Below are 12,158 nucleotides of genomic sequence, written 5' to 3' on the forward strand. Positions count from 1 at the left end.
CTCAGCCCTGCAGGGTCAGGATGCCGTGCTTGACGGTGTTGTCTTCCGGGTCGTTGGTCAGCACGAAGCCCAGGCTGGCGACGAATTTCAGCATGCGTTCATTGTTCGACAGGAAGATCCCGGTCATCGCGTGCAGGCCGCGGTTGCGCGCGGTTTCGATCAGCACGCCCATCAGGCGCCGGGCGAGGCCGCGGTGCTGCCAGTCCTCGGCGACGACGATCGCAAATTCACAGGTTTCGCCATCCGGATTGACCGCGTACCGGGTCACGCCGATTTCCACTTCGACGCCGTCTTCCTCGATGGTGGCGACGAAGGCCATTTCCCGGTCGTAGTCGATCTGCGTGAGGCGGGCGACCATCGCCGGCGGCATCTCGCGCAGGGTGTTCATGAAGCGCAGGTACTTGGTCTCCGGTGACAGCTTGCGCACGAACTCGATTTCCAGATCCGCATCTTCGGGCTTGATCGGCCGCACGGTGATCTCGCCCTCCGGCATCGAGATCTTGGTGATCAGGTGCGACGGATAGGGGTGGATCGCCATGTGGTCGTAGCGGTCGGCGGTGGGGGCGATGTTGTCCACCACGATGCGCGCGTCGACGGCGACGGCGCCGTGCTCGTCCACGATCAGCGGGTTGATGTCCATCACGCGGATCCACGGCAGTTCGCAGACCATTTCGGAGATGCGCAGCAGCACGAACTCCAGCGACTCCATATTGATCGGCGGCATGTTGCGGTATTCGCCAAGCAGCGTGGAGACGCGGGTGGACTTGATCAGATCCTTGACCAGGTAATTGTTGAGTGGCGGCAGGGCTACCGCGCGGTCGGCCTGGATCTCGACGTGGGCGCCGCCTTCGCCGAAGGTGATCACCGGCCCGAAGATCGGGTCGCGGAAGGCGCCGACCATCAGCTCGCGGCCGTAGGGCTTGATGACCATCGGTTCGATGGCAACCCCGTTGATGATGGCGTCGGGGCGCTTGCGCTTCACTTCCTCAAGGATCTCCTGGTAGGCGGAGCGCACGGCGGCGAGGCCGCTGAGGTTGAGGCGCACGCCGCCGGTGTCGGCCTTGTGGGTGATCGACGGGGAGTCGATCTTCATGGCGACCGGCAGGCCCAGTTCTTCGGCCAGCACCATTGCCTCGGTGGCGGAGCGGGCGACGACAGTCTGCGCGATAGGGATCCGGAAGGCAGCCAGCAGGGCCTTGGACTCCATCTCGTTGAGGTTCTTGCGGCGTTCGGACAGGGCCGTTTCGATGACCAGGCGGGCGCTTTCCACCGACGGCGGGTTGAGGTCGGAGGACAGGGAGCTCGGCGTCTGAACCAGCAGTTTCTGGTTGCGGTAGTAGGCCGAGATGTGGCCGAACAGCTCGACCGCCGGTTCCGGCGTTCGGAAGGTGGGAATGCCGGCTGTCTCGAACAGCTTGCGCCCCTCACGGACTTGCTCCTCGCCCATCCAGCAGGTGAACACCGGTTTGTCGGCAGCCCGTTCGATCTCGATGACCTTTTGCGCGACTTCGGTGGGGCGGGCCATGGCCTGGGGGGTCAGGATGGTCAGCACGCCTTCCACGTTCTCGTCGGCCAGCACGATGTCGAGAGTCTTGCTGTAACGCTCCGGGTCGGCGTCACCGATGATGTCCACCGGATTGCAGTGGGACCAGTTGGCCGGCAGGATTTCGTTGAGCTTGGCAATCGTGCCATCGGACAGCGTGGCCAGCGGGATGCGCAGGTCGGCGGCGCGGTCGGCGGCCATCACGCCGGGGCCACCGCCGTTGGTGATCACGGCCAGGCGGTTGCCGCGCGGGCGGAAGTGGGAGAACAGCGCGTTGGCGGCGGCGAACAACTGGCCCATGTTGTACAGGCGGATCACGCCGGCGCGGCGCAGGGCGGCGTCGAACACCGCGTCCTCGCCGACCGTGGCGCCGGAGTGCAGCAGCGCGGCGTGGGAGCCGGCCGGGTGGCGACCGACCTTGATCAGCAGCACCGGCTTGACGCGGGCAGCGGCGCGCAGCGCACTGACGAAGCGGCGCGCGTCCTTGATGCCTTCTACATATAGGAAGATGCTCTCGGTGCGGGCGTCCGAAACCATGAATTCGAGGACCTCACCGAAGTCGATGTTGACCGAGGTGCCGAGGGATACGACGGACGAGAAGCCGACGTTGTTGGGCCGCGCCCAGTCGAGAATCGCTGAACAGAGTGCGCCGGACTGGGAGATCAGGCCGATCGACCCCTTGATGGCGCCGCCGTGGGCGAAGCTGGCGTTGAGGCCGAGTTCGGGGCGCAGCACGCCCAGACAGTTGGGGCCGAGCAGGCGGATGCGGTGGCGGCGGGCGTTTTCGACCGTGTTCTTCTCGAGCATGCGGCCACGCGGCCCGGCGTCGGAGAAGCCTGACGGCAGCACCACCACGGATTTGCAGCCGGCGCGCCCACAGGCGTCGACGATGGCCGGCACGCGGTCGGCCTTGGTGGTGATGACGGCCAGGTCGAGGCGCTGGGGGATGTCCTCGACGCTCTTGTAACAGGGGACGCCCAGCACTTGGTCGTACTTGGGATTGACGGTGAACAGCTTGCCCTTGAAGCCGGCCTCCAGCATGTTGCGGACGAGGATGTTGCCGAGGGACAGCTCTCTTTCGCTGGCGCCGATGATGGCCACGGAGCGGGGCTCGAAGAGGGGCGTGAGGTAGTGCTGTTCGTTCATGATGGGTACTCGGGTGAGTGCGAATCGTGCGGCTATTGGGTTGCCGTTGCCACGGGGCTTCGGGGCGTCTGGGGCCGGGCCGGATTTTACCCTGCGAGGGGGATCCTGGTATTGGTAATCCTACTGATTTATTGCGTTGCACAACGAAAGCTGTGATCTAGGTCAATTTGTGTGAATTCAATTTGTTGCGCGCATGCAACGCTTACCCGGAAGGCATGCGTTCGGGTGGGCGCGCGAGGAGGTGATGCATCGTGACCTGAAGCGTCCCGCAGGCACGAATTTCGTCGAACATGAAAATTCGTGCCAATTTTATTTGACGAGCTTTCGATTGGTGTGTAATATTCGCGGCTCTCGGGGTGTAGCGCAGTCCGGTAGCGCGCTTGCTTTGGGAGCAAGATGTCGGGAGTTCGAATCTCTCCACCCCGACCAAAGCTTGACCCGGGTGCCCACGGCGAACTGCCCGTAGCTCAACTGGATAGAGCACCGGCCTTCTAAGCCGGGGGTTACAGGTTCGATTCCTGTCGGGCAGGCTCTTTAAAAGGTTCTAGATCGGCGATTTCGATCGGCGGTCATCAGTGGCGGCATTAGCTCAGTTGGTAGAGCACTGGATTGTGATTCCAGGTGTCACCGGTTCGAAACCGGTATGTCGCCCCAAGTACAAGAAAACCCGCTGATTCGTCAGCGGGTTTTCTCGTTTACGGCACCGGCGGCGTGACGTTGGGGTGGTGCCGTCTTTTCCGCATCGAATGGCTCAAGCCGATTGCATCTTCGCCGTTAATCAGCCACCACTGTTTGCCTGCTCCAGAGAGTCCACATGAATGCGCCAGAACCGAATTTTCACGGGATTGCTCCGCGGACCGGCGAGCTTGCCCGTATCGTCCGGGTCAATGAGGAGATCAAGGCCATCGTGGCGACGGCCTTTCGCATCAATCTGATGGCCCTCAATGCGATCTTTCTCGCCAAGCGGGCGGGTAATGCGGCGCTCGGATTCGGTGTGCTGTCCAACGAGTTGCGGCGCTTCGCCCAGGATTTGACCCGCCACATGGCATCCCTGAGGGAAATGACTTCCGGCTCGGTCGGGAGTGTCACCGGTGTCGTGCAGCAGCAGCGCATTGCAGCGATTCTGGCGGAGGCCTTGAGGCTCAGCGGTGAGGGCGTGCCGGGTGCGCGGGAGGCTCGCAGGCGTGGCGCCACGCGGCTTGCTGAACAGCAGGTGCGCCTGCGTTCCCTCGATCTGCGTTTGCGCGCGGCGGTCGAGGAAACCCAGCAATTGGTCGAACTGGGCGGTGTGCTGGCTCGTTCGGCGAAGATCGAGGCGGCCTATGGCGGCAGCTTCAGTGCGGCATTGATGCAGGTCTCGACGGATTTTGCCGAGGTGATCGCGCAGATCAAGCGATCCCTCGAAGTTCTCGGCAAGGAACGCCTCGTAAAGGATTAGGAAACCCATGAAACAGGCCCATTGCATCTACCAAGACGAGGAACATCGCTGGCTGGCGATCGCGCGGGATACCACCAAGCCTGGTTACATCATCGATACTAATGAATATGTGGTCGTTCACGGGGAGGAGGCCCTGCTGTGCGATCCGGGTGGGATCGAGATCTTTCCGTCGGTATTCTCCGCGTTGTCGGCGGAGTGCGATCCGACACGCCTGGCGGGTATCTTCGCGTCCCATCAGGATCCGGACATCATTTCCTCGCTGGCCTTGTGGCTGGAGTTCAAGCCCGACCTGAAGTGCTATACGAGTTGGTTGTGGCAGAGTTTTCTGCCCCATTTCGGCGGGCAGGATTCGACCTTCGTGCCGATCCCCGATTCGGGCATGACGATCCGTCTCGATGGTCTTGAGCTGCAGGCGATTCCGGCCCATTACCTGCACTCGTCGGGCAATTTCCATCTGTACGATCCAAAGGCCAAGATCCTGTTCTCGGGCGATGTCGGTGCAGCTCTGTTGCCGGCGGATCATAACGAGCTGTATGTGCAGGACTTCTCCCGCCACATCCGCCATGCGGAAGGTTTTCACAAGCGCTGGATGGGCTCGGACCGGGCCAAGCGCGACTGGTGCGAGCGCGTCTCCCGCCTGGAGATCGACATGCTGGTGCCGCAGCATGGGGCCATTTACCAGGGGGCGGACGTGCAGCGATTCATTAACTGGTTCGCTGCACTGGAAGTGGGCGTGCTGCGCAGCTAAAGTGTCGCGGCCCCGTTCTTGCGGGGCCCGCCGGCAGCCCGGAGCTTTGCCGCGGAACGATGGAGGCGCGGCATGTATCTGGCTCTCAAGCATTTCCACATCACCTGCGTGGTGCTCAGCGGTTGCGGCTTCGCATTGCGGGGCTGGTGGTCGTTCAGCGGCTCGCCGCTATTGCGGGCGCGTCTGACCCGGGTGCTGCCCCATGTCGTCGATTCCTGCCTGCTGGGTAGTGCGCTCGGCCTGGCCTGGATGTCTGCCCAATACCCCTTTGTGCATGCCTGGTTGACGGCCAAGGTGCTGGGCTTGCTCGTCTATATCGGGCTGGGGAGTGTTGCGCTGAAGGCGGCGCGACCGCGTGCGCAACGCGCCGCGGCCTACGTGGGCGCGCTGGCGACGCTGTCGTGGATCGTGTCGGTGGCGGTCAGCAAGGATCCGCTCGGCTGGCTGGCCTGGCTGTGAGGCCGGGTGCCGGCGGTGCTCAGGCGGCGTGGTGGTTGAGCAGGCGCTTCAGGCCCGGCGTGTCGAGAATGCGGATGTGCTTCTGCTGGACGGCGACCAGGCCTTCTTCCTGGAAGCGGGAGAAGGCGCGGGATACCGTCTCGAGCTTGAGGCCCAGGTAGGAGCCGATCTCGTCGCGGGTCATGCGCAGGTGGAATTCCGACGGCGAGAAGCCCCGTGCAGTGAAGCGCTGGGACATGTTCAGCAGAAAGGCCGCCAGCCGCTCTTCTGCGCGCATCGAGCCGAGCAGCATCATCACGCCGTGGTCGCGGACGATCTCGCGGCTCATGATCTTGTGGAACTGGTGCTGCAGGCTCTCTACTTCCCGTGACAGCTCTTCGAGCCGGTTGAAGGGGATTACGCAGACTTCGCTGTCTTCCAATGCGATGGCGTTGCAGGAATGGTGCTCGGTGCTGATGCCGTCTAGGCCCAAGACTTCGCCGGTCATCTGGAAGCCGGTCACCTGGTCGCGGCCGTCCTCAAGGATCACGTCGGTCTTGAACGAGCCGGCGCGGATTGCGTAGATCGCCTCGAAGTTGTCGCCGGAGCGGTAGAGGTGCTGCTGCCGCTTGATCTTGCGGCGGCTGCCGACGAGCTCGTCGAGCTGGTCGATCTCATTGGGGTCGAGGCCGAAGGGAAGACACAATTCCCGCAGGTTGCACTGGGAACACGCGACCTTGATGTCCACGACCGTCACCGGAATCACCGATTTCATCTGCACGCGCAATCACCTGAACTGGATGGTTTTACCAACGTTTGGAGCCCTTTGATCCACGTCAATACTGTTTTGGATCGATTCTGCGATTGTTCAGCGCAACCAACAGAAGTGCACCATGAACACGACACAAAAAGACCTGATATTCGATCCCGAGCTCATTCGCAAGTTTGATGTGAATGGCCCGAGGTATACGTCGTACCCGACCGCTGACCGCTTCGTCGAGGCGTTCAACTCCGATGCCCTGGAGCACTGGCTCGGGAGGCGCACTGTCGGCGGAATCGGCAAACCGCTCTCATTATACTTCCACATCCCCTTCTGCAATACGATCTGCTACTACTGCGCGTGCAACAAGATCATCACCAAGGATCACGGTCGCTCCGCCAAGTATCTGGATTATCTCGAAAAGGAAGTGGACATGCAGGCGGCCAAGCTCGACGGGCCGCGGGAAGTGCTGCAATTGCACCTGGGCGGCGGCACGCCGACCTTCCTGTCCCACGACGAACTGCGCCGCCTGATGGGCATGGTCCGCAAGCACTTCACGCTGGTGCCGGACGGTGAGTATTCCATCGAGGTGGACCCGCGCAAGGTGGACGAAGCCACCGTTGCGTTGCTGGCCGAGCTCGGCTTCAACCGCATGAGCGTCGGCATTCAGGATTTCAATCCGGACGTGCAGAAGGCGGTCAACCGCGTCCAGAGCGAGGAAGAAACCAAGCTGGTGATCGACGCGGCGCGGGCCCATGGCTTCAAGTCGGTCAGCGTGGACCTGATCTACGGCCTGCCCAAGCAGAACGTGATCAGCTTCAACCGCACCCTCGAGCAGATTCTGGCGCTGTCGCCGGATCGCCTGTCGATCTACAACTACGCGCACCTGCCGAGCTTGTTCAAGCCCCAGCGCCGCATCATCGACGCGCAGCTGCCGTCCGGCGAGACCAAGCTGCAGATCCTGCAGCTGGCGATCCGCCGCCTGACCGAGGCGGGCTACGTGTATATCGGCATGGACCACTTCGCCAAGCCGGACGACGAGCTGACCACGGCTCAGCGCCAGGGGCGCCTGCACCGCAACTTCCAGGGTTACTCCACCTACGCGGAGTGCGATCTGCTGGCCTTCGGCGTGTCGGCGATCGGCAAGGTCGGCCCGACCTACGCGCAGAACGTGAAGACCCTCGACGAGTACTACGACATCATCGACACTGGCCGCCTGCCGGTGCTGCGCGGCATCGAGCTGACGCCGGACGACCTGCTGCGGCGGGCGATCATCCAGGCGCTGATGTGCCACTTCGAGCTGTCCATAGAGTCCATCGAGATTGCTCACTTGATCGACTTCAACAAGTATTTCGCCGCAGAACTCGCCGACTTGCGCGAGATGGAGAAGGGCGGCTTGCTGAAGATCGACAAGCAGTGGATCACCGTGCTGCCGGCCGGCCGCATGCTGGTGCGGGCGATTGCGATGGTCTTTGACAAGTACCTGCGCGCCGACCGGGAGCGCACCCGTTACTCGAAGGTGATCTGAACTTCCGGCCGGCTGGCCGCTCCGAGGTGGGCGGGCTAGAATGCCGGGCCAAGTGTTGGAACGCGCCCCGTGTTGCCCACGGGGCGTTTTTGTTTGTCCAGGTTGAATCTCCATGCCCGAAACCGGCTATTTCGCAGTCTTCCTCATCGGCTTGCTCGGCGGCACCCACTGTGTCGGCATGTGCGGCGGCATCGTCAGCGCGCTGACCGTGCAGTTGCCCGGCCAGCGGCGCAGTGACTGGCCCCTGCACCTGGCCTACAACGTCGGGCGGATCAGCAGCTATACGCTGGCCGGTGCGGCGATGGGGGCGATCGGTACGGTCGGGCTGCTGTTCAACAACATCCTGCCGATCCAGCTGGTTCTGTACGTGGCCGCCAACCTGATGCTGGTGGCGCTTGGGCTCTACCTGACCGGTTTCACGCGGGCCTTGTCTGGTGTCGAGCAACTCGGCCACAAGCTGTGGGCGCGCATCCAGCCGCTGACCCGGCGCTTCCTGCCGGCGCGCAGCGTGAGCCAGGCCCTTCCCCTTGGCCTGCTGTGGGGTTTTTTGCCCTGTGGCCTGGTCTATAGCGTGCTGGCGACGGCGCTGGTGACCGGCTCGGCGGAGCGCGGTGCGGGGTTGATGCTGGCTTTCGGCCTTGGCACGCTGCCCAACCTGTTGCTCGCTGGCATGCTGCTCAAGCGGCTGCGCGATGTGGTGCGGAACCGGGCGGTGCGCACGGGGTCTGGATTGGTGGTGCTGGCCTTCGGCGTGTATGGGCTGGTGACGACGCCTACCCTCGGCAGCAATCTGTGGAATGGCGTGGTCTGCCATTTCTGAGTCTTTTTCTGGAAGGCGGAGCGAATCATGAAAATCCTGCTGGCCGTAGATGATTCTCCGGTTGCCCAGCGCGTCGTCGATCAGGTGATCGCGCTGGCGGACCAACTGAAGAGCGTGCCGGATGTGCATGTGCTGTACGTGCATCCGCCGATTCCCATCGAATTTGCGACCCGCCATGTGGCCCGCGAAGCCCTGGATGCCTATTACCGCGACGAAGGCGAGGGCGTGCTCAAGGCGCCGATGGCCCGCCTGAAGGCGGCGGGGTTGCCGGTGACGCCGCATATCCTCGTGGGTCAGCCGGCAGATGTGGTGCTCCATCAGGCGACCGTGCTGGAGTGCGCTTACCTGTGCCTCGGTCGGCACGGCCGAGGCGTGGTGGCGGATCTGTTCGTCGGCTCGGTGGCGACGCGGGTGCTGCAGCGGGCCACGCTGCCCGTGCTGCTGGTGGGCTGAGGGAGGCAGGCCATGGGGAACGAGTCCGGTATGCGTTATGACCTGCCGGTCTCCGGAATGAGCTGCGCGGCCTGCGCGACGCGGCTCGAAAAGGTACTCAACCGATTGCCCGGTATCAGCGCCGAGGTCAATTTCGGCACTGGCAAGGCGCGGTTGGCCGCCGGGCCCGATGGAGCCGGTGCTCCGGACATTTTGGCGGCGATCCGCAAGGCCGGTTTCGATGTGGCGCCGCAGACGCTGCAGTTGAGCCTGTCCGGCATGAGCTGTGCCGCCTGCGCGGCGCGTATCGAGAAGGTCGTCAATCGCCTGCCCGGCGTGGAGGGCAGCGTCAATTTCGCCGCAGAAACCGCGCGCGTCCGCTATGTGCCGGGGCTCTCCGAGCCGGCAGCCATCATCGCGGCGATCCACAAGGCCGGCTTCACTGCGACCCCCGTTATCGCCCGCGACCGCGAGGCCGACAAGCAGCGCAAGGAGGCCGAGTTCCGCGCCGAGCTGCGGCTGTTCTGGATCTCGGCACTGCTTAGCGCGCCTTTCCTGGTCCAGATGATCGGCATGCTTTCCGGTGGGCTGGACGCCTCGGCCCACCACGCGGAGTGGCTGCCACGCTGGCTGCAGGGCTTGCTGGCGACGCCGGTGCAGTTCTGGATCGGGCGACGTTTCTACAAGGGCGCGTGGTCATCCCTGCGCGGCGGCGGCGCCAACATGGACGTGCTGGTGGCGCTGGGTACCAGCGTCGCGTACTTCTTCAGCCTGATTGTGGTGATGTTCGACCGCCATGATCTGCATGTTTATTTCGAGGCCTCGGCCAGCATCATCACGCTGGTGCTGCTCGGCAAGCTGCTGGAAGCGCGGGCACGGGCGCGCACGTCGGCGGCCATCGAGGCGCTGCTGCGCCTGCAGCCGCCTACCGCCTGGGTCGAGCAGGATGGCGCGCTGCAGGAGGTTCCGGTTGAGCGCGTCATGGCGGGCATGGTCTTCGTGCTGCGTGCCGGCGATTCGGTGCCGGTGGATGGTGAGGTGCTGAGCGGCGAGTCGTCTGCCGATGAGGCGATGCTGACCGGCGAGAGTGTGCCGGTGCCCAAGAAGGCCGGCGACAAGGTCTTCGCGGCGACGGTCAATGGCGATGGCGTGCTGCGCTGTCGGGCCACCGGCGTCGGCACCGAGACGCTGCTCGCCGGTATCGTGCGTCTCGTCGAGCAGGCCCAGGGCGGCAAGCCGGCGGTGCAGAAGCTGGCCGACCGCATCGCCGCGATCTTTGTGCCGACGGTGGTGGCGATTGCCACGCTGACCTTTGTGGCGTGGTGGTGGTTGGGCGGCGAGCTGGCGCCGGCCCTCGTCAATGCGGTGGCGGTGCTGGTGATTGCCTGCCCCTGCGCGCTGGGCCTGGCGACGCCGACCGCGGTGATGGTCGGGACCGGGCAGGGCGCCCGTGCCGGCATCCTGGTGCGCAACGCCGAGGCGCTGGAGCTGGCCGAGAAGATTGCCGTGCTGGCGGTGGACAAGACCGGAACGCTGACCGAGGGACGCCCGGCAGTGCTGGATGTTCGCCCGCTGGAAGGCGTGGCGGCGAACGACTTGCTGGCTGTCGCGGCGGCGGTCGAGCAGGCTAGCCACCATCCGCTGGCGAAAGCCATCGTCGATGCGGCGCAGGCCGCCGGCCTGCAGTGGAGCCTGGCCGATGCGGTACGGACGAGTGGCGGCAAGGGTGTCAGCGGTCGTGTCGATGGGCGCGAAGTATGGATCGGCTCGCCGGACTTCCTGGCCGGGCAGGGGGCAGAGCTGCCGGCCAAGGTGCTGCAGCCCCTGCTCGATGCGGCCTTGACGCCGGTGTGTGTGGCCGTCGATGGGCGGCCGTGGGGCGCACTGGGCCTCGCCGATCCGCTGCGTGCCGGTTCCAAGGCTGCGGTGGCGCGCCTGCAGGCGCTCGGCGTGCGGGTCGTGATGCTGACCGGCGATCATCCGGCGGTGGCAGCGCGCATCGCGGCGGAAGCCGGTATTTCGGAATACAAGGCTCAGGTGCTGCCGGGCGAAAAGGCTGCGGCGGTGGAGACCCTGCGTAGTGGCGGCCGCGTGGCGATGGTCGGTGATGGCATCAACGATGCGCCGGCGCTGGCGGCGGCGGACGTGTCCTTCGCGATTGGCGCTGGCTCCGACGTGGCCATTGAGGCCGCCGATCTGACTCTGGTGCGCAACGACCTGAACAGCGTGGCCGATGCGATTTCCCTGTCGCGGACGACCCTCGGGAAGATCCGCCAGAATCTGTTCTTTGCCTTCATCTACAACGTGCTGGGCATTCCTGCCGCGGCGCTGGGCCTGCTCAATCCGGTGATCGCCGGTGCGGCGATGGCCATGAGTTCGGTGTCGGTGGTCAGCAACTCCCTGTTGCTGCGGCGCTGGCGCCCGGGAAAATCCGACTGAAAGGAAAAACGATGGAAAACGTGGTGATCAAGGTCGGCGGCATGAGCTGCCAGGGCTGTGTGAAGAACGTGACCGGCGCGCTGTCCGCGACGCCGGGCGTGGCCAGCGTGGAGGTTTCCCTGGAGCAGGGCGAGGCGCGTGTCAGCTACGACCCGGCCAAGGTGTCGGCCAACGCGCTGCGCACGGTGATCGAGGATGCCGGCTTCGACTCGGATTGAGCGCTTTCTGTCATAAGGGTTTGTCCCAGCGTCACAAGGCTCACTTATAATGCCGAGCTGTCTTATATCTAATAACGGGAGGTAGTGATATGGGTTTCGATCAGGTCAAGGCCGGCAAGGACGTTCCGAACGACATCAACGTGATCATCGAGATCTCCGCTCAGGGCGATCCGATCAAGTTCGAAGTGGACAAGGACAGCGGCGCCGTCTTCGTTGACCGCTTCATGGGCACCTCCATGCGCTATCCGATCAACTACGGCTACGTGCCGCACACCGTTGCCGGCGACGGCGACCCGGTGGACGTGCTGGTCGTGACCCCCTTCCCGCTGCAGCCGGGCGTGGTCATCCGTGCCCGTCCCGTCGGCGTGCTGAAGATGGAAGACGAAGGCGGCGTGGATGCCAAGGTTGTCGCCGTGCCGGTGTCCAAGCTGACCCCGCTGTACGACAAGGTCCAGACCATCGACGACCTGCCCGAGCTGCTGATGAAGCAGACCGTGCACTTCTTCGAGCACTACAAGGATCTGGAGCCGGGCAAGTGGGTCAAGGTGACCGGCTGGGGCTCCGTCGAAGACGCCAAGAAGGAAATCCTCGACGGTCTGGCTGCTGCCGCCAAGTAAGCGCCTGCCTGCTGTGATGGACAAAGGCCCG

The 12,158-nt window shown here is 64.2% G+C and carries 11 protein-coding genes and 3 tRNA genes; 12 read left to right on the plus strand and 2 right to left on the minus strand.

Annotated elements, in window-relative coordinates:
• Position 1: 1 nt before the first annotated feature.
• Positions 2–2,689, minus strand: coding sequence for a bifunctional acetate--CoA ligase family protein/GNAT family N-acetyltransferase (locus AC1PQG_RS05660; protein ID WP_481121647.1), 2,688 nt, complete (start codon positions 2,687–2,689; stop codon positions 2–4).
• Between the two features lie 352 nt (positions 2,690–3,041).
• Between AC1PQG_RS05660 and AC1PQG_RS05665 the strand changes: the two genes are divergently transcribed.
• From AC1PQG_RS05665 to AC1PQG_RS05690, 6 genes are all read left to right on the plus strand, one after another.
• Positions 3,042–3,118 (plus strand) — tRNA-Pro (locus tag AC1PQG_RS05665).
• A gap of 27 nt (positions 3,119–3,145) precedes the next feature.
• Positions 3,146–3,219, plus strand: a tRNA-Arg gene (locus AC1PQG_RS05670).
• Between the two features lie 48 nt (positions 3,220–3,267).
• Positions 3,268–3,343, plus strand: a tRNA-His gene (locus tag AC1PQG_RS05675).
• Positions 3,344–3,503: 160 nt separating this feature from the next.
• Positions 3,504–4,127, plus strand: a complete 624-nt coding sequence (locus AC1PQG_RS05680) for a chemotaxis protein (RefSeq protein ID WP_481121648.1) — start codon at positions 3,504–3,506, stop codon at positions 4,125–4,127.
• Positions 4,128–4,134: 7 nt separating this feature from the next.
• Positions 4,135–4,875: an oxygen-binding di-iron domain-containing protein gene (locus AC1PQG_RS05685; RefSeq protein ID WP_481121649.1), complete on the plus strand. Its 741-nt coding sequence runs from the start codon at positions 4,135–4,137 to the stop codon at positions 4,873–4,875.
• Between the two features lie 72 nt (positions 4,876–4,947).
• Entirely contained in the window at positions 4,948–5,334 is a 387-nt protein-coding gene (locus AC1PQG_RS05690; protein ID WP_481121650.1) for a SirB2 family protein, read from the plus strand.
• Between the two features lie 19 nt (positions 5,335–5,353).
• Here the strand turns inward: AC1PQG_RS05690 and fnr are convergent, their stop codons facing one another.
• Positions 5,354–6,088 carry a fumarate/nitrate reduction transcriptional regulator Fnr gene (gene fnr, locus AC1PQG_RS05695; RefSeq protein WP_481122972.1) on the minus strand — a complete coding sequence of 245 codons (735 nt, stop codon included), beginning with the start codon at positions 6,086–6,088 and terminating at the stop codon, positions 5,354–5,356.
• A 118-nt stretch (positions 6,089–6,206) separates the two neighbouring features.
• On the opposite strand from fnr, the gene hemN reads away from it, so the two are divergent.
• From hemN to ppa, 6 genes are all read left to right on the plus strand, one after another.
• Positions 6,207–7,601 (plus strand): oxygen-independent coproporphyrinogen III oxidase, encoded by a 1,395-nt coding sequence (hemN, locus tag AC1PQG_RS05700; protein WP_481121651.1) that lies wholly within the window; start codon positions 6,207–6,209, stop codon positions 7,599–7,601.
• A 112-nt stretch (positions 7,602–7,713) separates the two neighbouring features.
• Positions 7,714–8,421, plus strand: a complete 708-nt coding sequence (locus AC1PQG_RS05705) for a sulfite exporter TauE/SafE family protein (RefSeq protein ID WP_481121652.1) — start codon at positions 7,714–7,716, stop codon at positions 8,419–8,421.
• Positions 8,422–8,448: 27 nt separating this feature from the next.
• A complete protein-coding gene (locus AC1PQG_RS05710) occupies positions 8,449–8,874 on the plus strand; it encodes a universal stress protein (protein ID WP_481121653.1) in 426 nt (141 codons plus the stop codon).
• A 12-nt stretch (positions 8,875–8,886) separates the two neighbouring features.
• The gene (locus AC1PQG_RS05715; RefSeq protein WP_481121654.1) at positions 8,887–11,292 is read left to right on the plus strand and encodes a heavy metal translocating P-type ATPase; all 2,406 of its coding nucleotides are present in this window, start codon (positions 8,887–8,889) and stop codon (positions 11,290–11,292) included.
• Positions 11,293–11,303: 11 nt separating this feature from the next.
• A complete protein-coding gene (locus tag AC1PQG_RS05720; RefSeq protein ID WP_481121655.1) occupies positions 11,304–11,510 on the plus strand; it encodes a heavy-metal-associated domain-containing protein in 207 nt (68 codons plus the stop codon).
• Between the two features lie 89 nt (positions 11,511–11,599).
• The gene (gene ppa, locus AC1PQG_RS05725) at positions 11,600–12,127 is read left to right on the plus strand and encodes an inorganic diphosphatase (protein WP_079432957.1); all 528 of its coding nucleotides are present in this window, start codon (positions 11,600–11,602) and stop codon (positions 12,125–12,127) included.
• Positions 12,128–12,158: the final 31 nt, after the last annotated feature.

Source organism: Zoogloea sp. GDB6, assembly GCF_056724105.1.

Coding starts and splice junctions, on each gene's coding strand:
- AC1PQG_RS05660 (WP_481121647.1), bottom strand. CDS start 2,689: ATGAACGAACAGCACTACCTCACGCCCCTCTTCGAGCCCCGCTCCGTG.
- AC1PQG_RS05680 (WP_481121648.1), top strand. CDS start 3,504: ATGAATGCGCCAGAACCGAATTTTCACGGGATTGCTCCGCGGACCGGC.
- AC1PQG_RS05685 (WP_481121649.1), top strand. CDS start 4,135: ATGAAACAGGCCCATTGCATCTACCAAGACGAGGAACATCGCTGGCTG.
- AC1PQG_RS05690 (WP_481121650.1), top strand. CDS start 4,948: ATGTATCTGGCTCTCAAGCATTTCCACATCACCTGCGTGGTGCTCAGC.
- fnr (WP_481122972.1), bottom strand. CDS start 6,088: ATGAAATCGGTGATTCCGGTGACGGTCGTGGACATCAAGGTCGCGTGT.
- hemN (WP_481121651.1), top strand. CDS start 6,207: ATGAACACGACACAAAAAGACCTGATATTCGATCCCGAGCTCATTCGC.
- AC1PQG_RS05705 (WP_481121652.1), top strand. CDS start 7,714: ATGCCCGAAACCGGCTATTTCGCAGTCTTCCTCATCGGCTTGCTCGGC.
- AC1PQG_RS05710 (WP_481121653.1), top strand. CDS start 8,449: ATGAAAATCCTGCTGGCCGTAGATGATTCTCCGGTTGCCCAGCGCGTC.
- AC1PQG_RS05715 (WP_481121654.1), top strand. CDS start 8,887: ATGGGGAACGAGTCCGGTATGCGTTATGACCTGCCGGTCTCCGGAATG.
- AC1PQG_RS05720 (WP_481121655.1), top strand. CDS start 11,304: ATGGAAAACGTGGTGATCAAGGTCGGCGGCATGAGCTGCCAGGGCTGT.
- ppa (WP_079432957.1), top strand. CDS start 11,600: ATGGGTTTCGATCAGGTCAAGGCCGGCAAGGACGTTCCGAACGACATC.